Below are 23676 nucleotides of genomic sequence, written 5' to 3' on the forward strand. Positions count from 1 at the left end.
AGAGTCATGTCAGCGCACGAGGTTCCGCGCAGGTCGGTACCCAACGATCGTTATCTGACCATCGAGCAACTCCGGACACTGATCGGCGACGGTGAGATCGACACCGTGGTCCTGGCCTTCACCGACATGCAGGGACGCCTGCAGGGCAAGCGGCTGCACGCCGCCTACTTCCTGGATGTCGCGCTGCAGAGCGGGACGGAGGGATGCAACTACCTACTCGCCGTCGACATCGAGATGAACACCGTTGCGGGCTACACCATGTCGTCGTGGGAGCGCGGGTACGGCGACATGGAGTTCCTGCCCGACTTCGCAACCCTGCGCCGGCTGACCCACCTGCCCGCGACCGCGATGGTGCAGTGCGACCTGGTGTGGCTCGACCACACGCCGGTCGTGCAGTCCCCGCGCACGATCCTGCAGACCCAACTCGACCGGCTCACCGAGCGGGGCCTGGCGGCGTTCGCCGGGACGGAGCTCGAGTTCATCGCCTTCGACAACAGCTACGAGGATGCCCACGATCTCCGGTGGCGCGGGCTGACCCCGGTGAATCAGTACAACGTCGACTACTCGCTGCTGGGCACCTCACGGGTGGAGCCGCTGCTGCGGGACATCCGCAACCACAGCTATGCGGCCGGGATGGATGTCGAAGGTGCCAAGGGGGAGTGCAACTTCGGCCAGCACGAGATCGGCTTCCTCTACGCCGACGCGCTGACCACCGCGGACAACCACAGCGTCTACAAGACCCAGGCCAAGGAGATCGCTGCCGCGCACGGCAAGGCGATCACCTTCCTGGCCAAGTACAACGAGCGCGAGGGCAACTCCTGTCACATCCATCTCTCGCTCCGCGGAACCGACGGTGCGCTCACCTTCTGGCAGGACGATGGCCGGTCGGCGACCTACGATCACTTCATCGCCGGGATCCTGGCGACGATGGACGAGTTCACCCTGCTGTACGCCCCGAACATCAACTCCTACAAGCGGTTCGCTGACGGTTCGTTCGCGCCGACCACGGTGGCCTGGGGACTGGACAACCGCACCTGCGCGGTGCGACTGGTGGGCAAGGGACCGTCGGCGCGACTGGAGAATCGGCTGCCGGGTGCGGACGTCAACCCGTACCTTGCCATCGCCGCGATGATCGCCGGAGGGTTGCACGGCATCGACCGGGAGCTCGAGCTCCAGGACGAGCTCACCGGGAACGCCTACACGTCAACGCATCCCCGGGTGCCGCGGACGCTGCAGATCGCGCGCGAGGGGTTCGCCGGATCGGCCATCGCCCGTGCGGCGTTCGGCGACGACGTGGTGGCGCACTACACGAACATGGCGGACGTCGAGATCGCCGCCTTCGACGCTGCAGTCACCGACTGGGAACTCGCCCGCGGCTTCGAGAGGATGTGACGCGGTTGACCACCGCAGGAACCACCCAGCTGATCAACCCGGCCACCGGCCAAGTCCTGGCCGAGGAGGTGAACGGCACCGACGAGGCCGGGACCGATGCCGCGATCGACCGTGCGCACAAGGCCTTCAGGACCTGGCGCACCACCGCCCCCGGCGAGCGGGCGCGCCTGTTGCGGGCATTCGCGACCAAGGTGGAGCAGAACATCGAGTTGCTGGCCAGCACCGAGGTCCGCAACGCCGGACATACGATCGGCAACGCCCGCTGGGAGGCAGGTAACGTCCGAGACTGTCTGAACTACTACGCCGGCTCCCCGGAACGCTTGCTGGGCAAGCAGATCCCGGTGCCGGGTGGGACCGACATCACCTTCCACGAACCGCTGGGCGTGGTGGGCATCATCGTCCCGTGGAACTTCCCGATGCCGATCGCCGGCTGGGGGTTCGCTCCCGCCCTGGCGGCTGGGAACACCGTCGTGCTCAAGCCGGCGGAGCTGACCCCGCTGACGGCGATCCTGCTGGCCGAGCTCGCCCTGGAGGCGGGCATTCCCGATGGAGTGTTCACCGTGCTGCCCGGCAAGGGATCCGTGGTGGGACAACGGTTCGTGACCAACGAAGCCGTGCGCAAGATCGTCTTCACCGGTTCTACGGCTGTCGGCAAGCAGATCATGGCCGGCTGTGCCGACCAGCTGAAGCCGGTCACGCTGGAACTCGGTGGCAAGAGTGCGAACATCATCTTCGATGACGCAGATCTGGCCGCTGCTGCTGCCGCCGCGCCGTATGCTGTGTTCGACAACGCGGGTCAGGACTGTTGCGCTCGGTCACGGATCCTGGTGCAGCGCAGCGCCTACCAGGAGTTCCTGGAGCGATTCGAGGTCGCGGTGCAGGGGGTGCGGGTGGAGGATCCGACCCGCGAGGGCAGCGAGATGGGGCCGATGATCTCCGCGGGCCAGCGGGCCACCGTCCAGCGGTACCTCGACGACGCCGACGTCACCATCACCGGATCCGTCCCGGACGGGCCGGGCTGGTGGCTGCCGCCGACCGTGGTGACCCCGCGGTCCGTGGCCGATCCGGTCTGGCGCGAAGAGGTGTTCGGGCCCGTCGTCGCCGTGCTGCCCTTCGACGACGAGGACGAAGCCATCGCGCTGGCGAACGACAGCGACTACGGGCTGTCCGGCTCGATCTTCACCGGCGACGTCGGCCGGGCACTGCGGGTGGCGCGCGGTGTGGAAGCCGGGAACCTGTCGGTGAACAGCCATTCCTCGGTGCGGTACTGGACGCCCTTCGGTGGCTACAAGCAGTCCGGGCTCGGCCGTGAGCTCGGACCGGATGCCCCGTACGCCTTCACCGAGGAGAAGAACGTGTTCATCGCCCACTGAGCCGGGGGGTCTCGACTCGTTCCTCGCTCGACCAGCGTTCGGGGGCGGGTCTCGACGTGTTTCGTTTGCTCGACCACCGCGGCCAGCGACGGCCACTCATTCCAGGAAAGAAGGAACGCGCCATGGCAGGACGGTTGGACGGCAGGGTCGCTGTCGTCACCGGCGGATGTTCGGGGATCGGCTTGGCTACGGTCCGCCGATTCGTGCAGGAGGGGGCGAAGGTGGTGATCGGCGACATCGCCGATGACGCCGGCGCAGGCCTGGTGACCGAGCTGGGGGGCGCCTCGGTCGCGACCTATGCGCACGTCGACGTCACCAGCAAGGAGGAGGTCGACGCGCTCTTCGCGACGGCGAAGAACACCTACGGCAGCGTCGACATCGCGTTCAACAACGCCGGGATCTCCCCGCCGGAGGACTCCTCGATCCTCGACACCGATCTGGACGCCTGGCGCAGGGTGCAGGAGGTCAACCTGACCTCGGTGTACCTGTGCTGCAAGGCGGCGCTGCCGTACATGCTCGAGCAGCGGCGCGGGTCGATCATCAACACCGCGTCCTTCGTGGCGGTGATGGGCGCCGCCACCTCGCAGATCTCGTACTCGGCGTCCAAGGGCGGTGTGCTGTCGATGTCCCGCGAGCTGGCGGTGCAGTTCGCCCGCGACGGAGTGCGGGTCAACGCACTGTGCCCGGGCCCGGTGAACACACCGCTGCTGCAAGAGCTGTTCGCCGACGATCCTGAGCGCGCCGCCCGCCGGCTGGTACACGTCCCGATGGGACGCTTCGCCGAACCCGAGGAGCTGGCGAACGCGGTGCTGTTCCTGGCATCCGACGAGTCGTCGTTCGTCACCGCCAGCACGTTCCTGGTCGACGGCGGGATCTCCGGCGCCTACGTCACCCCGCTGTAGTGGCGACCCACGGGCCCCCGGTGGTGGGCATCTCCTGCTACCGCGAGAAGGTCAGCTGGGGGGTGTGGCAGCACGTGCGGGCAGACGTTCTGCACGCCGACTATGCCGACACGGTTGCCGGCGGCGGCGGCGTTCCGGTCCTGCTTCCCGGCGCCGCTGTCGGCACCGGGAAGTCGGACGTCGACGGTGCGGCGGACGCGGTGGTCGCGCGACTCGACGCGCTCGTCATCGCCGGCGGAGCAGACGTCGATCCGGCTCGGTACGGAGCGGCGCCGCACCCGCGGACGGTGGGGTGCCGTCCCGAGCGCGACAGCTGGGAGCTGGCGCTCATCGCCGCGGCCGATCGGGTCTCGCTGCCACTGCTCGGCGTTTGTCGCGGGATGCAGTTGATGGCTGTGGCGGCGAGTGGGTCGTTGGTCCAGCACCTGCCGGACGTGCTCGGCAGCGCGCTGCACTCGCCGGGTGCCGATGCCTTCGGTGATGTCCCGATCACCACGGTCTCCGGATCCCGGGTCGCCGCGGCCGTCGGCAACGCGGTGTCGGTTCGGTGCCACCACCACCAGGCCGTCGACCGGCACCCAGGTTTCGTGCCGGTGGCCACCGCTGCCGACGGAACCCTGGAGGCGATGGAACGAACGGGTCGTCGATTCTGTGTTGCGGTGCAATGGCATCCCGAGAATGCGCGGGATGCGCGGTTGTTCAACGCCCTGATCTCCGCGGCCCGCGCGAACACCGGTACTTGATCGCGCTCGCGGCGAGCGCGGGCCGGAGTCGTCGAATCAGTGGCTGGCGTCGAACGCGTCGAGAACAGCGCCCGGAATGCGACCGCGTTCCGAGACGGAGTGGTTGTTCTTCTTCGCCCAGTTCCGGATTGCGGTGAGCTGCTCCTTGGAACGCCTTCCGCCGGCGGAGGAGGCGACGGTCGTCCGGCTGACCGGTGCACCGCGCGTCGTCAACCGTTGTGCCGCATCGACGTAGGGCGCCAGGATCTCGTTGAAGGTGTCCAGTTCGGCCTCGGTGAGATCGATGGCGTACGGCGTTCCGGAGACGACGAATTCGACCGTCCCGCCATGCGAGTCGCTGGGAATCTCGTCGCCGGAAAGGTCGGACGTCAGGTACTCGACGATCTGTTGTGCCACTGTGTGTGCCCTTTCGATGGTTCCCCGTGGATGCATTGTGCCATCCTGCGGTCGATATCGAGTGATCGACGCCGGCGTCGTGGAAATCACCCGGCCAGGACACCCGGGGGAGTGGCGGCGCGATCAGCCGACTCGGGCCTGGTAGTGCTCCAACACCTGGGCGGCGCTCAACTGCACGGTGTAGATCGCGGCATATTGCAACTGCCCGGTGTAGTAGTTCGGACCGGTGTAGGCGGCGCCGGTCGCACTGGGCCAGCCGTTGAGGTTGCCGCAGCCGATCTTCCACCACCCGCTGTAGGACTGCCCGGCGAACTGGTTGGCGTTCGCGCCGACCAGCACACCGTCGAGATAGAGCCGCATTCCGGCGGGGCCGAGGGTGGCGATCGCCTGGTGCCATTGGTTGTTCGCCACGGAGGTCGGTGACGACACGACGACGACGCCGGGGTTGTAGACGCCGAAGACGAGCCTGCCCTGAGGATCGATGTACAACTGCCGATCGTAGCTGGCGTCCGCGATGCCGGTGCGGCTGGAACTGGAGCCGATCAGCTTGCCGTTGCCGGCAGTGCTGGTGCGGAACCAGATCTCGGTGGAGAACGTGTTCGGGGCGGCTGCCGCCGCGGTGGCGGCTCCGGTCGCCAAGCACTGGCTCGTTCCGTTGAAGGTGACCGAGGCGGCAGGGGTATCACGGATGCAGCCGACATTCCCCGTCTGGACGGTGGAGCTGAGGGGGTACTCCCCGGCGTTCCCGCCGGCAAGATTCGCCTCGCTCGTCGACCCACTGGTTCCCATGGCGTACCCGGCGACCAGACCGGCGGTGCCGGTCTCGGCAGCCCGGCAGGTGAACCAGGTGCGGCTGCCGGCGGTGTCCGTCGAGTTGGTGATCCTGGCTGCGAAGGCGCTATGGGTGGGGACCACCAGCAGCGCCGCGATGAGGGCCAGCACGCCGATGGTGGCCGCCGGGACTGCGATCCGGTACCGGTGGGCGCGCGTCGCACGGGGATTGTCGTGCTGGAACTCCCTGAGGCAGAACAGGAACGGCAGGCTGCACAGGGCGATCAGGCCGATCAACCACCACGTCGACAGGTGCAGCGCCGGGTCGAATTGGTACTTGCCTGCTGTGTCGGTGACAGCGGTGGAGACAGATCCGAGCTGTCCGTTGACGAGGTCGGCCGACGTCCCGCCACGCGCCGTGACCCGCATCGGCAGGATGCCGGTACTGACAACGGAGGCGGTGATGCCCTCGTTCGCGGGGAGGTAGCCAACCAGTTGGACGCCGGTCCACGGGCGCAGCAGGAGCGAGGCGACTGCGACGGTGAGCGTGCCGCCCATCACCCTGCCGACGTACCGGTAGTCCGCGGCGAACAGGAATCGGGTGATCAGGAAGGTCAGCAGCGCGCCGATCGCCACGATCGGCAGCGCGCGGGCCACCCAGCCCAGGGTCCACAAGCGCAGCCAGGCAACACCTTCGACCTGGTCCGGAGTCACGGTCCAGGGGTCGACCGCGCCGTTCAGGTCGCCCTGCGTGTGATAGTTCCCATCGGTCACCTCTACGACCCGGTGGGTGTAACTGTGTGTAGCACCGGTCGGCGTGAAGGTGATGATGTCGCCGACCTCGGCGTCACCCGGCAAGGTCAGGACCAGGGTTCCCACCGGCGCGGCCTCGGCCATCGAGGGTGTCTCGACCGCCTGGAACCGACCGCCTGCCAGGAGGTAACCGACCAGAACTATGAGCAGCAGAGCGCACAGGCCCCCCGCGAGCACGACGAGGGTTCGTCGGTCGCGGGGGGCGGTGGAGTACACGGGTCCTCAGCTGGTTGTCGAGGTACGGCGGGCAGGTCTCAGGTGGTCGGAACACTGCGAGAAGGATCCCCCGTCCGGCCGGTCGCGCGGACCGGCCGGAGGGGAGACTGTCATCAGGCCGAGAAGCTCCAGACGAGCGGCTGGGAAGCGCGCAGGCCCTGGTAGGTGTTGCCGGCGGAGGAGTCCAACGTCACCGCGAACGAGAACGGCACCGCGATCGTGGGTGCGACAGCGCCGATACCGGCGAGCGCCGTCAGGTTGATCGCGCCACCGGTGTTGAGGCTGGTCAGGGTTCCGGAGAAGACGGTGGTGGTTCCGGACTTGATCACGATGTTGATCTTCGAACACAGGTCGACCGCAGTTCCGTTCACCGTGCCGTTGTTCGCCTGGGTACAAGCGCCGGGGGTCAGCGTGAACGCGGTGGCGTTGACGGTGCCAGTGTTCTTGATGGTGATGTTCGTGGTGATGGTCTGACCCGGGAACATCGCGGTCGAGCCGCCGTACTTGTTGATCGTCGCGCAGGTGGCGGCGTTGGTGGACACCGTCGTGGAGTCGGTGCTGTTGCACAACACGCTGCCGTCGGAGTTCGACTCCTGCATGGTGAGGTAGCCGCTGGCCGCGGTGTCGGTCGAGTTGGTGATCGAGGCCACGAACGCCGACATCGTCGGACTGAAGGACAGCGCGAGGATCGCCGAGGCGGCGATGCCGGTCAGGAGCACGAACAGGCCCTTGCGGCGTGAAGTCGGGGAAGCATGGTTGGGCATGGTTTGTTACTTTCTGTGACTGGCGGGGTAACTGCGAGGGAACTGACGGTCCCCGGATTGGGACCATTCGTGTTGGATGATGACAATTCGTGCACTCGTCGATGAGTATCAGGGTCAGACCGTCGTTTGTCCAGGTGAGATTGTCACCCGATCGGAGGGAGCAGCTCACGTATGGCCCGCATCTGGTGTTCGCAGCGCGGACCGTCCCCCGAACAGTTCGGGGCCGGGCCTGTGGTGGGGTGGTGCTGTGGTCATCGCAACCGGAGTGCTGCTGCTCGGGTTGACGTGCACCGTGTGGGGTCTGGTCGGCGTTCGCCGCGACCCGCGCCGGCTGCGGCCGTCGGTCGCGATCCTGGCCGGTGCGCTCGTCACCGTGATCGGTCTGGCTGCGGTGGTGTCCGCCTCGGGGCTGCTCCCGCGGACGCTCACCGTTGCCCTGGTGGTCATCGGTGGGGTGGTCGCCGTCGCCTACCCGGTGCTCACCGTCCTGCTCGTGCTCAACGGCGTGACGATGATCCGCCGGGAGCGACCGACACCGGCCCATCTGCTCAGCCTGACGCTCGGACTCGGGATGACGGCTCTGCCCGTGCTGTCCCTGATCGCGATCCACCTGCGCGACACCCGATCGCCGGCAGTGGCGGTCCTGGGCTGGCTGGTGCTCGTCGTCGGCAGCGTGCTGGGATACCTGGCGTTCGCTTTCGGCGCCTTCCTGCTCGGCACCTTCCTGTATCGACGGATCGGCCGCAGGCTGCCGGCGCGCTACATCGTGGTGCTCGGCGCGGGATTGCGCGGCCGCCAGGTCTCACCACTGCTGGCCAGACGGCTGGACAGGGCCGCCGCGGAGTTCCGTCGCCAGGGCGGTGCCGGGACCATCGTCCCCAGCGGCGGCCGGGGCGACGACGAGGAACGGACCGAGGCGTCCGCGATGGCCGACTACCTGCGGTCCGAGCACGGGGTGCCGGCAGCGCAGATCGTGCCCGAGGACCGCGCGCGCACCACCAGGGAGAACCTGACGTTCTCCCGAGCACTGTTCACCGCGCCGGACGCGAGGGCGATCGTCGTCACCAGCGGGTACCACGTGCTGCGCGCTGCGGTGCTGACGCGGGAATTGCGCATGCGGGCCAGGGTGGTCGGCTGCCGGACTGTCGGGTACTACCTGCCCAGTGCCTACCTGCGTGAGTTCGCCGCGGTGTTGTGGGCCAATCGCGTGATGAACGTGATCCTGGCGAGTGCGTTCACCGCGTTGACCGTCAGCGTCATCACCCTGTGGCGGTGAGTCGGGGGCGGTGAGCCGGGGTCGTGAGCCGGGGCGATGAATTGAGCGTGGATCCGGTTCAGCGGTGGTTCTCCGGCTGGAGGCGACGTCGTCGACCGAGGGTCCACAGCGCACGGGCGACCAACAACGTCACGATGCCCGACGCCGTCATCCCCACCAGGTTCAGGCCGAGTTGCAGTGCGGCGCCGCTGATCTGGGCGGTCGCACCGACCGCGATCGAGACGGCCAGATCGCCGGCGGCGGGCACGGTGGTCACCGAGATGAACACTCCGACCAGGGCGGGTCCCCGGTTGGCCGTCTGGGACAGGACGCCGATCATCCCGGCCAGCGCCGCGACGACCACGGACCAGTGGTCCGGTCGCCAGATGAATGCGGTCAGCGGTCGGTCGGCGGCCACCTGCTCGAGCGTGATCCAGCCGGCCGCCTTCGCCAGCAGGGCGAGCAGGACGGCCACGGCGATGGCGACCACGAAGCCCAGCACCAGCAGGCGCAATCCCCGGAGTGCCAACTCGGAGCGTCGTAGCACGATGCCCAGGGACATTGCCGTCACCGTGATGAACTCCGGCCCCACCACCATGGCGCCGATCACCAGCACCGATGAATCGGTGACAACGGCGACCGAGGCCAGCGTGACCGCGATGGTCAGGAACAGGAAGTACGACCACGACGGCCGCACCTGCCCGGTCGTGCGGTCCAGCACCTCGTCCCACACGATCGCATCGTCCGGCGAACCGGGGACCCGTGCCTGCGTGAGCTGTGCATTGCGGGAGGGAGACGCCTCCACCTCGGACATCGAGACGGCGCCGTCGGTGTACAGGCCGCGGCGCTGCAGTCCGAGCAGCACGTCGGACGCAGCCTCGCGGGTGACGTCGCACGTCACCAGGTCGCCGACCGGCTCGCGCCCGGCGCCCTCGACCACCACCACGTTGGTGACGCCCACGTGGTCCACCAGATCGTCGACGACGAGGGAGGTCCGGTCGTCCGGAACGATCAGTCGCAGCAGCAGCACCCGCTCAGGGTGGCACGGGATCCTGCCCTCAGCAGGGACCGGGCCTGTCGCCGGTGCAGGCGGACTCGTCCGCGGGTGTCGGCAGTGCCGAAGTGGCGCGCAACAGCAGGCTCCGGAACTGCTCGGAGTCCTCATCGTCGAGCGCGGCCAGCACCTGTCGCTCGACCCGAGCGAGGGTTGCCTGCGCGGCGTCGTAGGTCGCGCGTCCGGCGTCGGTGAGCACGACCTGGCGGGAGCGTCGGTCGGCTGGGTCGGGGCGGCGTTCCACGAGGCCGGCGCGCTCGAGGTCGTCGACGAGATAGGTCATGACGGTGCGGTCCAGGCCCAGGTTCTCGGCGATGGATGCCTGGTTCCGACAGCTGCCGGTGGCCGCGATCGCCAGCACCTGGAACCCCCGGGGGCCGCCGGGAACGTCCTCGATGGACTCCCGTGCCCCGCCCAAGTAGGAGCGCAGCAAAGAGCCCAGGGCGCTACCGAAATCGTCGGCGCCGGTGCGGGTCACCATCTCCGGACTGGTCACCCGCCCATTCTATCCGCGTTCATCAGCTGTGATGATGGTTACGATGACAGATGATCTATACAACAGATGATTATGCTGACAGAGCGATCCCCCCTCGATCCCAGGAGAACCGATGAGCACCCTGTTCCGACTCGACGCCAGCATCCGCACCGAGGGCTCGGTGACCCGCGCCGTCGCCGACACGATCCAGACGGAGGTTCTGGAGCGGCTCGGTCGCGCTGACGTCACCCGCCGTGATGTCGGCCTCGCCCCCATCGATGCCGCCGGCTGGGCCACGGCCGCCTTCGCCGGCTACACGCCGGCGGACCAGCGCACTACCGAACAGACCGCGGCACTCCGCCTGAGCGAGCAGCTCGCCGACGAGGTCGTCGACGCCGACGTGCTCCTGTTCGCCGTCCCGATGTACAACTTCGGTGTCTCGCAGCACTTCAAGGCCTGGGTCGACCAGGTCATCGCCGACCCGCGGCTCGGGCCGGGGTCGACCACGCTGGCGGGCCGACCGGCGTTCCTGGTCACCGCCCGGGGTGGCGGCTACGGCGCCGGCACTCCCCGGGAGGGGTGGGACCACGCGACCGGGTGGATGCGACGCATCCTGGCCGACGTGTGGCAGCTCGACCTGGACGTCGTGGAGACCGAACTGACCCTGGCCGAGGTCACGCCGCAGATGGAGAGCCTGCGCGAGCTTGCCCGCGCACAGCTCGCCGAGTCGCACGAGACGGCGCGCACCGTCGGACGAGCCGTGACGCTCAAGCTCGCCCCTGTCGCCTGACCGGTCCGGGTTCCGCGCGTGACGTATGTCCTGCCGCGCGGAGCCGGCGGGGGCTCGGGTCTCGGGCACGATGGAGCAGACAACATCCCCGGAAGATCAGGACCCGCGTTGCCGAACCCTCCCGCAGCCCGTTCTCACCCCGCCGCCACCCCGGGAGCTGGTGGGTCCGGCAGCCCAGAGCCGACCACCGGCCCGTCCGCGGCGGGCGACGCGTCGATGCTCATCCGGATCTTCAAGGTCGTGGCAGTGCTGGAGGCGTTCTCCTGGCTCGCGCTGCTGATCGGGATGTACTTCAAGTGGATCGCGCAGACGTCCGAGGTCGGCGTGCAGATCTTCGGCCCGATCCACGGAGGCGTCTTCGTCGCCTACGTCGCGGTGACCGCGTTGGTCGCCCGCCGGCAGCGCTGGCCACTGTTCTGGACGACGGCACTGGCGCTGGGTGCTTCGATTCCGCCGTTCTTCACCCTGTGGTTCGAGCGCTGGGCCGTGCGCGCCGGCCGGCTGGACGCAGTCCCAGCCCGCTGAGCGGCGCACGCCTGAGTGCCGGCGCCGGTGCTGACCCACGGCGATGTGGACGGTTTCCGGCACGAACCCACTCAGGCTGCCATCCTGGTGTCCGTCGGGCGACGGTCCGTCGGGCGGTCGAGGGGAGTCGGGGGATGACGGGATCGGACGGGCACGTCGAGCAGGTCGCGGGCGCCCCGCGGCAGCAACCGCAGCCGCAGCACTGGCAGCAGGCGCAGCCGCCGCGGGCGCAGGATCGGTCGGTCGGTCTGCCCGGCTGGCGTCCTGAGGTGCCGTCGGACGACGGTGGTGGGGTACGTCGGCGGCTCGACCCCCCGCCGCTGGTCACCGCTGCCGCAGTGCTGGCCATCGTCATCGGCAGCCTGTTGCTCGTGCTGGCCGTGACCGCCTTCGCCGGGTCCGCCAATTCGTACCTGTCTGCCGTCCGGCTGGCGTTCCCGGCAGTCCTGCTGGTCGGTGGCCTACTGGCTCTGCTGGGACGGCGCGGCGCGCTGACAACGGGAGCGGTGTTCCTGCTGATCACCGGGGTCGTGTTGGTCGTCCAGGTGCTGGGATCCGACCTCTACGACTCGCCGGCGGCCATGATCGAAGCCGGCCTGAGAATCTCGGTCGGCGTGCTGGTGTTGGTGTTCAGCAGAGTCCCGACGTCGACCACCTTCTTCGAGACCATGCAGGAGTTGCGGTACGGCCCGAAGGACGCCGACTTCTTCCGCTGAGTCGCCGAGCCCGGTGGTGGCAGACCCCGCAACGAACTCCGCTACTGGGCTCGAGCATCCGGATGCTGCTGGCCCGCAGGCGGTTCCGAGCCGCCGAACCGGAATCTCGTGCAGTCATTCGGGAAGTCGAACCAGGCCAGGGCCAGCTCCGGGGTGATGACGCGCAGGCCACCGCCGTCGTCAGAGGCCCAGGCGTCTGGCTCCGGTCGGTAGCCGGCCGCTGCGTACTTCTTCTGGAACGCCACGGCGAGTTCGGCGCCGAGGCCGCGTGCGTCGGCACGGGTGGCCGTACTGGTGCCCTCGACGATCACCGTGCGCGTCCCGCTCTCGAGGTTCAGTGTCACCGCCGGGTGGGCCTCCGCGTTCCTGGCATGGACGGTACTGGGAGCACCGTCGTAGTAGAACGAGCCCAGCAGCCACACGCCCCAGCGGGGCACCACGTGCGGGCGCCCGTCCGGCCGTACGGAGGTCAACCAGTAGTGCTGTGCCGCAACGAGTTCAGCCTCCACGTCGGGCCACCGCAACACGCCCTCGACGGTGGTCGGGATGCCGTACCCCTCCGGCATCGTCGGTCGGTCGGCGGTCGGCGTCCTGGAATCTTCGCTCATCGGCGCAGGATAGGACGCTCCTCCGACAGCGAGGCCCCCGCGGATCTCCTGGGATCGCGGAGAACCCGCAGAGCTCAGCGACCTGCGCGCCGCCAGGCGATCAGCGCGGTCGCGTCGATCTCGTCGTCGCGGCTGATGGTCACGTCGAATCCTGCGGACCGGTAGAGCGAGGTGGCGGCCACGATCTGCGGCTCTCCGATCTCGGTCACGAACCGGCCCGTCGAGGTCATCCACCGGCCCGCTGCCCCTGCCATCCGACGATGCACGGCCAGCCCGTCGTCACCGCCGTCCAGTGCGGCGCGCGGCTCGTGGTCCCTGGCTTCCGGCGGCATCAGCGCCACCCGTGCGGTGGGGACGTAGGGCGCGTTGGCCACGATCAGATCGAACCGGAGTGTTGACGGCAGGCCGCCGAACAGGTCACCGCGGACCACCCGTCCGGCCGGTAGCAGACGGCTGGCGTACCCGACGCTCACCTCGTCCAGATCCGTTGCCCAGACATCGATCTCGCATTCTGCCGCCCGGGAGAGGGCGTACCCGATGGCTCCGCAACCGCAGCACAGGTCCAACACCGTCGAGGTCTCCCGTACGAGTCCCAGCGCGCAGTCGACGAGGTGCGCAGTGCGCTGCCGGGGGACGAAGATCCCCGGTCCCACCGGCACCCGCAGGCCGTGGAAGACGACGTGCCCGACGAGGTGCTCCAGCGGTTGCCCGGCCATCCTGGCCAGTACCAGGCTCTCCAGGTGCTCGGCGGTCGTGCTCCCCTCGACCAGCGAGGCGGCCTCCTCCTCGGCGAACACCGAGCCGGCCTGCCGCAGTCGCGCGGCCACCGCAGCGTCGCGGTCCGGAGCATGATCCATCCGCCCATGGTGCAACGCGGGCGTCCCGGAGTACAGGCCGGCGCTTCCTGACCGGATCAGGCGACCGGTGCGGCGCTGGGATGGTCGGCGCCGGGATGATCGGCGCTGGGATAGTCGGTGTACCCGCGGTGGTCCCCGCCGTAGAAGGTGGGGCGGTCAGGGGTGTTGAGCGGCGCGCCGGTCCGCAGTCGCGCGACCAGGTCCGGGTTCGCCAGGAACTTCGTGGCGAACGAGACCAGGTCGGCGGCGCCGTCCTGGATGACCGAAAGATGTTCGGCCGCAGTCTGTTCCGCCGGGTTGAGCACCAGGACCCCCGACCATGCCTTCCGCAGCAGGGGGGTCAACCCGGGATCGGTGGTCTCGGCAACGTGCAGATAGGCCAGTGCCAGGGGCTCGAGCGCGGCCACCAGCGCCAGGTAGGTCTCGCGGTGTCCGTCCTCGACGATGTCGTTGAAGGGGTTCGCCGGTGAGATGCGTAGCCCGACCCGATCGGCGCCGATCTCGTCGGCGACGGCCTGTGCCACGGCGACCGTGAAGCTGATCCGGCCGGCGACGTCGCCGCCCCAGGTGTCGGTGCGTCGGTTGGCGTTCGTCGACAGGAACTGGTGCAGCAGATACCCGTTCGCCGCATGGATCTCGACGCCGTCCAGGCCGGCGTCGATCGCTGCGCGGGCGGCTGCGGCGAACTCGGCGACGGTGTCCTGCACCCCATCGGCGGACAGCGCGCGGGGCGTCGGGAACTCCGCCATCCCGCGGCCGGTGAACACCGAACCGGTGGCAGCCACTGCTGACGGCCCCACCGGCAGTGCGCCGGCGACCTCGGTGTGCTCCGGGTAGACGTCCGGGTGGCCGATCCGACCGGCATGCATGAGCTGGGCGAACACCAGGCCGCCGGCGGCATGGACGGCGTCGGCGACCAGCTTCCACCCTCCGACCTGCTCGGCGGTGTGCAGCCCGGGAGTGGCCGGGTAGCCCTGACCGATCGCCGACGGCTGCGTTCCCTCGGTGATGATCAGCCCGGCGCTCGCTCGCTGGCCGTAGTACTGCGCCATCAGTGGTGTCGGGACCGTGTCGTTCGCCCGGTTGCGGGTCATCGGGGCCATCACGATGCGATTGCGCGCTCGGTACCTGCCGATCGTCACCGGAGTGAACGCTGCGTCGGTCGCCGTCGTCATGGTGGTTGCTCCGCTCTTGGTGCGCACTTGCGCATGGTGGTCCCTGCAGGGCAGCGTCGGCATGCTCATGGTCATTCCAGCGGGGTGGGAGACCCACGTCACTCGCATCGGTGCAACAGTTCGACCCAGGTCGGCGCTTTCACCCGACGTGGCTCCTGTCGATCATGGCAGTCTGGACGACACCGGTGTCCGGGGTGCGGAGGTCACTGATCGGGGGAGAGGGTCCATCGTGCTGCCGAGAGCCGACTGGTGGGTGCGTCGATCACGGGTCCGCGCCGGTCTGCTCGCCGCAATCGCCCTGGTGGTGGCGACCGCCATCCTGCTGATCTCCGTCATCCTCGGCGTCGTCCAGCGCGGCAGCACCGACGGGGTCCGCGGGTACCTCGCGGAGCGCAGTGGGTCCACGACCGTGCTGTCCTTCGCCACCAGTCCCGGAACCGACCCGCAGGCCCAGACGATTGCTGCCCATGCGCTCGTCGACGGGTTGTTCAGCGGTATGCCCGTGGAGTTGTTCGATCGAACGTTCTCGGGCCGGTTCACGATCACGACCGGGCTCGCCGGGGCGCAGGACCCCCGGCCGGCGGTGCGCTGGGGAAGCTATCCGGGGGCCGAGCAGCACGCGACCCTCCTCGGTGGGCGCTGGCCGGCCGACACCGGCGCCGCTGATCGCGTGGAGTCGGCACTACCCTCCGAGGCGGCCGATCGGCTGGGTCTGCGGGTCGGCAGTCGCCTCGGACTGACCGTCGACACTCCGCTCGGCGGTACAGCAGCGCCACCGACGTTCGAGCTGGTGGTGACCGGGGTCTTCCGTCCGGACGTCAGCGGTTTCTGGTCGTCGTCCCGGGCGCTGGTGCCGGGCGCTGGCGTGACCGATCCCGCCCCGGTGTTCCAGGTGGCGCCGCAGGTGCTCTCGGGAGACCGGGCTGTCGCCCCCGCGGGGGGTGTGCTGGCCGGATGGACACTGGTCCCCCGGATCGGGGCGATCACTGGTGACCAGGTCGCTGCGCTCCGGGCAGCGGTCGGGGCGCTACCGACGGCGGTCCGGGCCGACACCGCTGTCAACGTCGGCGGAACCCTGTTCGCAGGCGGACTGGACGATTCCCTGGAAGCCGCCGCCGCGGCGGTCGCCAGAGCCACCGCGGCCGCGCCGCTGCCACTCGTGCTCGTCGCTCTGTTCTGCCTGGTGATGTTGGTCCAGCTGGGCCGCCTGCTGACGGACGACCGTCGGCCGGAAACGGTGTTGCTGCTCTCCCGGGGGCTGTCGGCGGCGCGTGCCTCCTGGTGGGCCGCGCTGGAGACGCTGGTGGTGGCGCTGACGGGGGCCGCCATCGGAATCGCGATCGCAGCGCTCGGTCCCGGCCTGGCGGTCGGCGGGCTGCTTGCGGCTGCGGCAGCGGTGCTGGTGGCGACCGTTGCAGCACTCGTGCCGGCCCACCGCGAGGCGGCCACCCCGTTGGTGCGCGACCGGGCCGACGACTCGGGCCGCGGCAGGGCGCTGGTGGCCGGCGGAGCGGTGTTGCTGGTCAGCGGTGCTGCCCTGTTCACCTGGTGGCGCTTCCGCCGTTCGCCCGGCACGCCCACTGGATCGGTGGAGCCCGCGGTGCTGCTCGCACCTGCCGTCATCCTGCTGGCGGGTGGACTGGTGGCGACCGTGCTGTTCGGGATGGCGGCGGCGCTCGTCGCTCGCCTGCTTCCTGGCCGCGACCGGGGGATCGGGTGGGCACTGCCGGTCCGGCAGATCGCCCGCCGCGCAACCGTGTACGCCTCGATCGTGCTGCTCGGGTCGCTCTCGGTGGGGGGCGCGCTGCTGGCTTCGACGTACACCGGAACGGTGGCGGAGCTCGAGCGATCGGCGGATCGGTTGCAGGTCGGTCCGGATGTCCGAGTCAACGGTGTCGAGATCGTCGGCTCGGCGACCGATCCGGGGGTTCTTGCACAGATCGCCGCGCTGCCAGGGGTCCGCGCGACCTCGCCGGTGCTGGAGGTCGCGGCGCCCGACGGCGAGTCCTCCCGCACCATCATCGGGCTCCGTTCGGCCGAGCTGCCGTCGCTGCTGCCGGTCGTGGCGGGGACGGATCCCGCGCTGATCGCTGCGGCACTGCAGGACGACTCGGATCCGGGCGAGGTGCTGCCGGGCGGCGCCTCAGGCGTGCGGGTGGTCGGCTCGCTGACGGGTCCGGCGCGCCCGGGGACGGTGACGCTCTGGTGGGCAACGCTCGACGGACTCGCGGTGCGTCAGACGATCGGGTCCGCAACCACCCGGGCGCTGGATCTGCGATCCGCTGCGCCGGTGGCCGGATCGCGGCTGATCGCTGCGGATCTGCAGGTCGATCGGTCGGCCGGCCCGGCGCGGCTCGGCGGCTCCCTCACCGTCTCCGCCATCGATTCCTCCGGGGCGCAGATCGGCGCGGAGTTGTTGCGCGGCAACGCCGACGCCCTCCAGATCGGGACCGGGGCAGACTCCGACGCTGCCGTGGGCACTGCCGCGGGGTTCCGAATCAACGTCGGCGAGGTGGAGGAGTCCGTCCGGCCGGTGCTGGTGAGATTCGGTCCCGGACTCCCGGCCGCGGGCAGTGCGCTCGCCGGTGTCGTCGATGCGCGCACGGCAGAGAACTCCGGTCTCGCTGTCGGCGACGTGATCGGTCTGAGCCCGGCCGGCGCACCGGTCGATGTCCGGATCGCCGCGGTGGTCCCGGTGCTGCCGGGATTCGACGGTACGGACGCGGTGCTGACCGATCTGCTGTCGCTGCAACGACACCTGCTGGTCGCCGCATCCACGCTCGTCGGCGCGGACGGGATCTGGATCGGCTCGGACTCGCCCCGGGCGACCGCTGCCGCGGCCGGTAACAGCTTCGGCGGCGGGGCTCAGATCGTGGCGATCGGCAGCTCGGCGACCCTCAGTGCCCCGGCCATCGACGCCTACCGGTGGGGCACCGCCGGATCGCTGGCGTTGGCGCTCGCCGCCGTCGCGGTCGTGGCCGTCACCCTCGCCCACCGACGCCGTGCCGAACTCGTCGTCCTGTCGGCCATCGGGGTCCGGCCCGCGCGCCAAGCCGCAATGAGGCGACGTGAGCTGGGTGTGACGGTGCTCATCGGCTGGGTGCTCGGCGGCGTCCTCGGCTGGCTGACGGTCACCGCGGTGGTCCCACGGCTCGCGGTGCGTTCGGTGGTGGGCGGCCAGGACGTTCCCGATCCGGGGCTCACCGTCGACGTCGCGACGCTCGCCCTGCCCCTGGCGTGTCACGCTCTCGGCGTCCTGCTGGTGGTGCTCATGAGTGCTCGCCAGGTACGCAGCAGAGCGTCCACTCCTGACCCGCGGTGGGTGACGCCGTGAACCGTGAACCGTTGGCGCGCATCGGATTCGCCGCCCGTCAGCTGCGCGCAGACGCCGGACCGGCGACGCTGTTGCTGGTTCTCGTGGCAGTGCTGGCCGCGCTGGTCAGTGGAGGACCGTCGCTGATCCGCTCGTTCGCCGACCAGGAGGTTCGGCAAGCGGCCACGGATCTGTCGTTGCTGGATCGTTCCCTGTCGGAGCAGACCACGATCCCGCTGCCGTACGTCGGCGGCCCGGCCGCGCTGCCCGCCGACCAGCGGTGGTGGGGACCCCTCGAGCAGCGCCTGGCCGAGATCAGGGCGGACTTCCCCGCTCCCGTCCGGGACCTGGTGGGCGAGGCGCGGTTCCTGTCCAGGACTGGAAGGGTGGCAGTGGACAAGTACGCCGGTCAGCAGTTCGATCAGCTGCTGCAGTTCGACTCCGATCCTTTCGTCACCGAGCACCTGCGACTTGCGCAGGGACGGTGGCCGCGCGTGCTTCCCGCCGTCCCTGACCAGCTTCCGCCGTTGGAGATGGTGCTGGGTGGGCCCGCTGCACTGCGGCTGCAGTGGAACGTCGGCACCTCCCGGTCGGTGGCCGGTCGAACGGTGACGCTGGTCGGAGTGGCTGCCGAGCAGCCGGTCGATCCGGAGTTCCTGAGCATCGAACCCAACGCGCTGACCGCCCTGGTCATCGACGACGGCAATGCACCGATCCGACTGGTTGCTGTCGCCTTCCTGGCTGACGGCGCCTGGGATGCCGGCGTACTCTTCGACGACAACGGCGGAATCACCGGTCGGCTCTGGTACCCGACGCAGGTCGAGAAGCTCGACACCACAGGCGTTCCGGAGCTCGTCAGCCAATTGCGCAGGGTCACCGGCCTTCGGGTCGAACTGGGCGCACCGGGTGCCGACTCGGCGAACTCCCTGCAACTGTCGACCGAGCTCTCGGGCGCGCTGGTGGCCGCTCTGGCGCGAGCCGACGCGGCCGGTTCCGTGCAGTGGGTGGCGATGTCGGGGCCGTTCGGCGCGGCGATCGCCGTGCTCGTCCTCGGGCTGCAGGCATTCGCCAGACGCCGGATGGAGGTCACCACCCTGCTCGTCGACCGAGGAGCCGCACGATCGACGGTGCGCACCATCGCTCTGGCCCAGGGCCTGCTGATCGGGGTACCTGGTGCGGTGGTCGGCGTGCTCGCCGTTCGGACCTTCGCCTCCTGGCCGGTCCCGTGGTGGGCGGTGCTCATCGGGCTGCTGGTCATGCTGGTCGCGCCGGTGTACCTGGCCGCTGTCGCCGCGCCGGGCCGATCGCGGCGAGCCCGTGCTGACCTGACCACCACCGGATCCCGATCGCGGTGGGTCGCGGAAGCGATCGTCATCGTGCTGGCCGCGCTGTCGGTCACGTTGTTGCTGACCGGCGCGCTGGACCCGGCGGAGGCATCCGATGCCGCCTCCGGGGGATCTGATCTGCTGGTGTTGCTCGCACCGATCCTGTCGATCCTGGCCGTGTGCGTGCTCACGCTGCGGCTGTACCCGGTGCCGTTGCTGCTGATCAGGTCGGTGACCCGGCGCCGACGTGGGTTGGTGGCCCATCTCGGCGTCACCCGGTCGTTGCGCGAGCCGGCGGTGGGTCTGCCGTTGATCCTGGCCTGTCTGACGGGTGTCACCGTTGCCACGTTCTCGGTGACGATGCTGTCCACGATCGACCGGGGGATCGCCGACGCCGCAGCACGAGCGGCCGGATCGGACCTCACGATGACCGGAGCGCCGACCTTCCCGAGCGTCATCGAGTTGGCCGGGACCGCGCCGGGCGTTCGGAGCGTCGCCACCCTCGGAGACGCAGGACCGGTCGACATCGACGTCGGCGGCCGGACGTCGCGGGCCGAGCTGTTCTTCGGCGACACCGCAGCGCTGTCCAGGGTGCTCGCCGATGTGCCGCGCGCCGCCGTGATCCCCGGCGGGATGGCAGCGGATGTCGCCGCGGGCGCCCCCGTCCCGGTGGTGACCTCCAGCGGGCTCGGAGCGTCGGCGGGCGGGGGCATCACGGTCAAGGGCGAACCCGCTGCCGTGGTCGGCGCAGGGGATTTCCTGCCGCAGGCGTCGGGGGAGTGGATCCTCGTCGACTCCGCACACGTCGCCGCGCTGGTAGCCGGCAGGGCGACCGGCTCGGTGCTGCTGATGTCGCTGCAACCGGGAGCCGACTCGCAGCCGACCAGTGACTTCCTGAACCGGAAGATTCCCACTCTGGAAGGGGTGTTGCCGGCCAACTTCGACGGCACCACATCGGGGAACCTGCTGTTCAGCTCCCCCAGCGCGAGCGAACGGCAACTGTCACAGGTCCCGACGGTCGAGGGGATGCGGGTGGTGCTGACCGTCATCACGATCCTCTCGGCGATCCTCACCGTGCTCGCGGTGCTCGTGCTGGCCGTTGGCGGAACGCGTCAGCGCTCGAGGTTGCTGGCGATGTTGCGGTTGCTGGGCTTGCGGCCCCGGCAGGCGGCGGCACTGAGCGCGTGGGAACAGGGACCGCCGGTGATCACCGCGGTGGTGGTCGGGGGCGGTTTCGGCCTCGTGTTGGCGGTGTTGGTGCAGCGTGCGGTCGACCTGCGGGCCTTCACCGGCGACGTGCTCGCGCCGAACTTCTCCCTGGACGGCGACCGGCTGCTGGTGATGGCCGGCGGGTTCGCGGTTGCGGTGGTGATGGCGGTCGGACTGTCTGCGGTGCTGAGCGGGCGGGCCGCGGCAGGGTCGATCCTGCGGGGTGAACCCTGATGACGGTCCCAGCAGCAGACGGGCTGCGCTGCACCAGATGTCGGCGGCACGACGAAGGTCCAAGAGGGAGTAAGCGATGAGCCACACGTCACAGCACCGGGGTCGTCCGGAGCCGTCGGTGGGCACGCCCGCCGCACCGGCCGAGCCGGACGTGCTGTGTACCGAGCTCGTGCGCGTCTACGCGACCGAGGGGATCGAGGTGCAGGCGCTGCAGGGACTCAGCCTGCGGGTCGATCGTGGGGAGCTGGTCGCCATCATCGGAGCCTCCGGCTCCGGGAAGTCGACGTTGTTGTCGATCCTGTCCGGCATCGATCGGCCCACCGCCGGTCGCGCTGTGGTGGCAGGGTTCGATCTCGTCGCGCTCGGCAGGGCCGACCGCACGCGCTACCAGCGCTCGGCGGTCGGGTTCGTCTGGCAGCAGACGGCACGCAACCTGGTCCCGTATCTCACCGGCGCACAGAACATCTCGCTGGTGTTGTCGGTGGCAGGGGTGAAGCGCCGGCGGCTGCGGGTGGCCCAGCTGCTGGCCCTGACCGGGGCGCATGAACAGGCCGACAAACTGCCCGCCGAGATGTCCGGCGGACAGCAGCAGCGGGTCGCGATCGCCGTCGCCTTGGCCAACGACCCGCGGATTCTGCTGGCTGACGAGCCCACCGGGGAGCTCGACGAGGAGTCGACCCAACTCGTGCTGAGCACACTCCGGAGGGTGAACGAGGAGACCGGAACGACGATGATCATCGTCACTCACGACGCCGACGTCTCCGAGCACGTCCGCCGTACGATCCGGATCCGCGACGGTCGGATCGCCTCGGAGACGTTGCGGCACCACGAACGTGCGGCCGACGGAACCCCGTCGACGGTGGCCAGGGAGTTCGTCGTGCTCGATCACGTCGGACGGATGCAGATCCCCCCCGAGTCGGTGCGGGCCCTGGGCCTGGCGGATCGGGTGTTGCTGCAGACCGAACAGGATCGGGTGGTGATCCGGCCGGCCGGCGAACTGCCGCCCGCGTTGCCGCAGACGAAGGACGCCGGCTCGGACATCTTCGACGGAGGCGATGCACGGTGAGCGTGACCGATCGAGAAGGCGAGTCGCCGCTGCGGCGGGTCTCGGGAGAGCACTCCCTGCTGCAGGCGGACGGTGTCCCGTTCGGTGATCGAGCGAACGGAGTGGGGCGAGATCCCGATGTGCCGCATCAGGTGTCAACCGAGCGGCCGCTGCTGCAGGCCGACGGTGTCACCAGGGTCTTCCGTACCGGTGCCGGTGAGGTGGTGGCCGTCGACCACGTCGACCTGATGGTGGGTCGTGGCGAGCTGGTGGTGTTGATCGGGCCGTCCGGCGCCGGCAAGTCGACGTTGTTGAACCTGCTCGCCGGACTGGACAGACCCACCGACGGACGGGTCCTGTTGGACGGCAACGACTATGCCGCCCTGTCCGACGTGGAACTCGCCGCGCTGCGGCGCGATCGGATCGGGTACGTCTTCCAGGCTTTCGGTCTGTTGCCGATGCTGTCCGCACGGGAGAACGTCGAGATCCCGTTGCGCCTCACCAGGACTGCAGTTCCCGAGCGCGACCGTCGGGTGGTCGCGATCCTCACCGAGATGGGTCTGGCTGGGCACCTCGACCAACGACCGGGCGAATTGTCCGGTGGTCAGCAACAACGGGTCGCGTTGGCGCGGGCTCTGGCGGGCGAGCCGCAACTGATCCTCGCCGACGAGCCGACGGCGCAGCTCGACAGTGCAACGGCCGGTCGGATCCTGGCACTGATCCACGATCTGGTGCGCGAGCGAGGAGTGGCCGCCGTCGTCACCACCCACGACCCGGCACTCATCGACCTGGCGGATCGGGTGATCGAGCTGCGTGGTGGACGGGCGAGGGATCGGGAGCACCCTGCTGCGCCGATCGTGCCGGCTGCGGACATGTCGCCGCGGACCGACGAGATCCCGGTGGTGGGCGGTCACCGGCTGCAGCGCGAGGGCGGTCGACACGCGGCCGACTGAGGCTGCACTGTCTCTCGGCTGCACTGTCCGTCGTCGGCCACCGGGGTGCTGACATTCGGCGCGGCGGACGGAACACTGTGAGAGGTGAAGAGCGACTTCAAGAAGCAGATCGCCACGTACTCCTCGACGCGGGGCACCTTCGAGGTCGTGACGGTGCCGAAGATGCAGTTCCTGATGATCGACGGCCACGGTGATCCCAACACCTCCCCGTCCTACCGGGAGGCGCTGCAGACGGTGTATCCGGTCGCCTACACGCTGAAGTTCCTCAGCAGGAACGAGCTCGGCCGCGACCACGTGGTGATGCCGCTCGAAGCGCTGTGGTGGGCGCAGGACATGGAGTCGTTCACTGCCGCTCGGGACAAGTCGCGCTGGAGTTGGACCACGATGATCATGATCCCGGAGTGGATCACCGGCGAGCACTGGGCCGCTGGGCTGCAGACCGTCGAGCGCAAGGGCGGTGCACCCGCGCTCGAGGCGATCCGGCTGGAACTGCTCGACGAGGGCACTGCCGTGCAGACCTTGCACGTGGGTCCGTACGACGACGAAGGGCCGGTGCTGCATCGGATGCACCACGAGTTCGTACCCGCCAACGGCTTCGCGCTCACCGGGAAGCACCACGAGATCTACCTGAGTGATGCCCGTCGCACCGCTCCCGATCGCCTGCGCACGATCCTGCGTCAGCCGGTGATCGAGCAACCCCGCGATGTTCGAACGACGCAACGGTGATCGGGCGGGATCTCGACTCCCTCGTTCCTCGGTTGCTCGATCGCCG

21 protein-coding genes are annotated in these 23676 nt (G+C 69.5%); 13 read left to right on the forward strand and 8 right to left on the reverse strand.

Going from position 1 to position 23676, the window contains the following annotated elements; translation table 11 throughout:
* Positions 1–6 precede the first annotated feature (6 nt).
* From ABLG96_RS01945 to ABLG96_RS01960, 4 genes are all read left to right on the forward strand, one after another.
* Positions 7–1392 (forward strand): glutamine synthetase family protein, encoded by a 1386-nt coding sequence (locus ABLG96_RS01945; protein WP_353649746.1) that lies wholly within the window; start codon positions 7–9, stop codon positions 1390–1392.
* A 5-nt stretch (positions 1393–1397) separates the two neighbouring features.
* Positions 1398–2765, forward strand: coding sequence for an aldehyde dehydrogenase family protein (locus tag ABLG96_RS01950; protein WP_353649747.1), 1368 nt, complete (start codon positions 1398–1400; stop codon positions 2763–2765).
* Between the two features lie 122 nt (positions 2766–2887).
* Entirely contained in the window at positions 2888–3667 is a 780-nt protein-coding gene (locus tag ABLG96_RS01955) for a 3-oxoacyl-ACP reductase (RefSeq protein ID WP_353649748.1), read from the forward strand.
* Positions 3667–4410: a gamma-glutamyl-gamma-aminobutyrate hydrolase family protein gene (locus tag ABLG96_RS01960; RefSeq protein ID WP_353649749.1), complete on the forward strand. Its 744-nt coding sequence runs from the start codon at positions 3667–3669 to the stop codon at positions 4408–4410. The genes ABLG96_RS01955 and ABLG96_RS01960 overlap by 1 nt, the downstream gene beginning before the upstream one ends.
* 36 nt (positions 4411–4446) lie before the next feature.
* Here ABLG96_RS01960 and ABLG96_RS01965 read toward each other — a convergent pair whose 3' ends face one another.
* The 3 genes from ABLG96_RS01965 to ABLG96_RS01975 form a co-directional block, all read right to left on the reverse strand.
* Entirely contained in the window at positions 4447–4806 is a 360-nt protein-coding gene (locus ABLG96_RS01965; RefSeq protein WP_353649750.1) for an Lsr2 family protein, read from the reverse strand.
* Positions 4807–4929: 123 nt separating this feature from the next.
* Complete coding sequence (locus tag ABLG96_RS01970; protein WP_353649751.1) at positions 4930–6606, reverse strand: LamG-like jellyroll fold domain-containing protein; 1677 nt, start codon at positions 6604–6606, stop codon at positions 4930–4932.
* A 113-nt stretch (positions 6607–6719) separates the two neighbouring features.
* Entirely contained in the window at positions 6720–7370 is a 651-nt protein-coding gene (locus tag ABLG96_RS01975) for a hypothetical protein (RefSeq protein ID WP_353649752.1), read from the reverse strand.
* 247 nt (positions 7371–7617) lie between these two features.
* Here ABLG96_RS01975 and ABLG96_RS01980 point away from each other — a divergent pair, with 247 nt between their 5' ends.
* Positions 7618–8646: a YdcF family protein gene (locus tag ABLG96_RS01980; RefSeq protein WP_353649753.1), complete on the forward strand. Its 1029-nt coding sequence runs from the start codon at positions 7618–7620 to the stop codon at positions 8644–8646.
* 58 nt (positions 8647–8704) lie between these two features.
* On the opposite strand, the gene ABLG96_RS01985 is transcribed toward ABLG96_RS01980, so the two are convergent.
* Entirely contained in the window at positions 8705–9655 is a 951-nt protein-coding gene (locus ABLG96_RS01985) for a DUF389 domain-containing protein (protein WP_353649754.1), read from the reverse strand.
* A 28-nt stretch (positions 9656–9683) separates the two neighbouring features.
* Positions 9684–10175, reverse strand: a complete 492-nt coding sequence (locus ABLG96_RS01990; protein ID WP_353649755.1) for a MarR family transcriptional regulator — start codon at positions 10173–10175, stop codon at positions 9684–9686.
* A gap of 112 nt (positions 10176–10287) precedes the next feature.
* Here ABLG96_RS01990 and ABLG96_RS01995 point away from each other — a divergent pair, with 112 nt between their 5' ends.
* The 3 genes from ABLG96_RS01995 (at position 10288) to ABLG96_RS02005 (ending at position 12185) form a co-directional block, all read left to right on the forward strand.
* On the forward strand, positions 10288–10944 hold the full coding sequence (locus ABLG96_RS01995; protein ID WP_353649756.1) for an NAD(P)H-dependent oxidoreductase: 657 nt from the start codon (positions 10288–10290) through the stop codon (positions 10942–10944).
* Between the two features lie 216 nt (positions 10945–11160).
* Positions 11161–11469 carry a DUF3817 domain-containing protein gene (locus ABLG96_RS02000; protein ID WP_353649757.1) on the forward strand — a complete coding sequence of 103 codons (309 nt, stop codon included), beginning with the start codon at positions 11161–11163 and terminating at the stop codon, positions 11467–11469.
* A 134-nt stretch (positions 11470–11603) separates the two neighbouring features.
* The gene (locus tag ABLG96_RS02005; RefSeq protein WP_353649758.1) at positions 11604–12185 is read left to right on the forward strand and encodes a hypothetical protein; all 582 of its coding nucleotides are present in this window, start codon (positions 11604–11606) and stop codon (positions 12183–12185) included.
* 41 nt (positions 12186–12226) lie between these two features.
* Here ABLG96_RS02005 and ABLG96_RS02010 read toward each other — a convergent pair whose 3' ends face one another.
* From ABLG96_RS02010 to ABLG96_RS02020, 3 genes are all read right to left on the reverse strand, one after another.
* Positions 12227–12793 carry a pyridoxamine 5'-phosphate oxidase family protein gene (locus ABLG96_RS02010; RefSeq protein WP_353649759.1) on the reverse strand — a complete coding sequence of 189 codons (567 nt, stop codon included), beginning with the start codon at positions 12791–12793 and terminating at the stop codon, positions 12227–12229.
* Positions 12794–12867: 74 nt separating this feature from the next.
* Positions 12868–13650, reverse strand: a complete 783-nt coding sequence (locus ABLG96_RS02015; protein WP_353649760.1) for a putative protein N(5)-glutamine methyltransferase — start codon at positions 13648–13650, stop codon at positions 12868–12870.
* Between the two features lie 56 nt (positions 13651–13706).
* Positions 13707–14825 carry an alkene reductase gene (locus ABLG96_RS02020; protein ID WP_353651351.1) on the reverse strand — a complete coding sequence of 373 codons (1119 nt, stop codon included), beginning with the start codon at positions 14823–14825 and terminating at the stop codon, positions 13707–13709.
* A 229-nt stretch (positions 14826–15054) separates the two neighbouring features.
* Between ABLG96_RS02020 and ABLG96_RS02025 the strand changes: the two genes are divergently transcribed.
* The 5 genes from ABLG96_RS02025 (at position 15055) to ABLG96_RS02045 (ending at position 23630) form a co-directional block, all read left to right on the forward strand.
* Positions 15055–18159 carry a hypothetical protein gene (locus ABLG96_RS02025; protein ID WP_353649761.1) on the forward strand — a complete coding sequence of 1035 codons (3105 nt, stop codon included), beginning with the start codon at positions 15055–15057 and terminating at the stop codon, positions 18157–18159.
* A complete protein-coding gene (locus ABLG96_RS02030) occupies positions 18156–20906 on the forward strand; it encodes an FtsX-like permease family protein (RefSeq protein ID WP_353649762.1) in 2751 nt (916 codons plus the stop codon). Before ABLG96_RS02025 ends, ABLG96_RS02030 begins: the two co-directional genes overlap by 4 nt.
* 76 nt (positions 20907–20982) lie before the next feature.
* Positions 20983–21972, forward strand: a complete 990-nt coding sequence (locus tag ABLG96_RS02035; protein ID WP_353649763.1) for an ABC transporter ATP-binding protein — start codon at positions 20983–20985, stop codon at positions 21970–21972.
* Between the two features lie 131 nt (positions 21973–22103).
* The gene (locus ABLG96_RS02040; RefSeq protein WP_353651352.1) at positions 22104–22904 is read left to right on the forward strand and encodes an ABC transporter ATP-binding protein; all 801 of its coding nucleotides are present in this window, start codon (positions 22104–22106) and stop codon (positions 22902–22904) included.
* Between the two features lie 84 nt (positions 22905–22988).
* The gene (locus ABLG96_RS02045) at positions 22989–23630 is read left to right on the forward strand and encodes a GyrI-like domain-containing protein (protein ID WP_353649764.1); all 642 of its coding nucleotides are present in this window, start codon (positions 22989–22991) and stop codon (positions 23628–23630) included.
* The last annotated feature ends 46 nt before the right edge of the window (positions 23631–23676 follow it).

Source organism: Nakamurella sp. A5-74 (genome assembly GCF_040438885.1).
Lineage (GTDB): Bacteria > Actinomycetota > Actinomycetes > Mycobacteriales > Nakamurellaceae > Nakamurella.

Coding starts and splice junctions, on each gene's coding strand:
- ABLG96_RS01995 (WP_353649756.1), top strand. CDS start 10,288: ATGAGCACCCTGTTCCGACTCGACGCCAGCATCCGCACCGAGGGCTCG.
- ABLG96_RS02035 (WP_353649763.1), top strand. CDS start 20,983: ATGAGCCACACGTCACAGCACCGGGGTCGTCCGGAGCCGTCGGTGGGC.
- ABLG96_RS01945 (WP_353649746.1), top strand. CDS start 7: ATGTCAGCGCACGAGGTTCCGCGCAGGTCGGTACCCAACGATCGTTAT.
- ABLG96_RS02005 (WP_353649758.1), top strand. CDS start 11,604: ATGACGGGATCGGACGGGCACGTCGAGCAGGTCGCGGGCGCCCCGCGG.
- ABLG96_RS02015 (WP_353649760.1), bottom strand. CDS start 13,650: ATGGATCATGCTCCGGACCGCGACGCTGCGGTGGCCGCGCGACTGCGG.
- ABLG96_RS02000 (WP_353649757.1), top strand. CDS start 11,161: ATGCTCATCCGGATCTTCAAGGTCGTGGCAGTGCTGGAGGCGTTCTCC.
- ABLG96_RS02010 (WP_353649759.1), bottom strand. CDS start 12,793: ATGAGCGAAGATTCCAGGACGCCGACCGCCGACCGACCGACGATGCCG.
- ABLG96_RS02020 (WP_353651351.1), bottom strand. CDS start 14,825: ATGACGACGGCGACCGACGCAGCGTTCACTCCGGTGACGATCGGCAGG.
- ABLG96_RS01975 (WP_353649752.1), bottom strand. CDS start 7,370: ATGCCCAACCATGCTTCCCCGACTTCACGCCGCAAGGGCCTGTTCGTG.
- ABLG96_RS01955 (WP_353649748.1), top strand. CDS start 2,888: ATGGCAGGACGGTTGGACGGCAGGGTCGCTGTCGTCACCGGCGGATGT.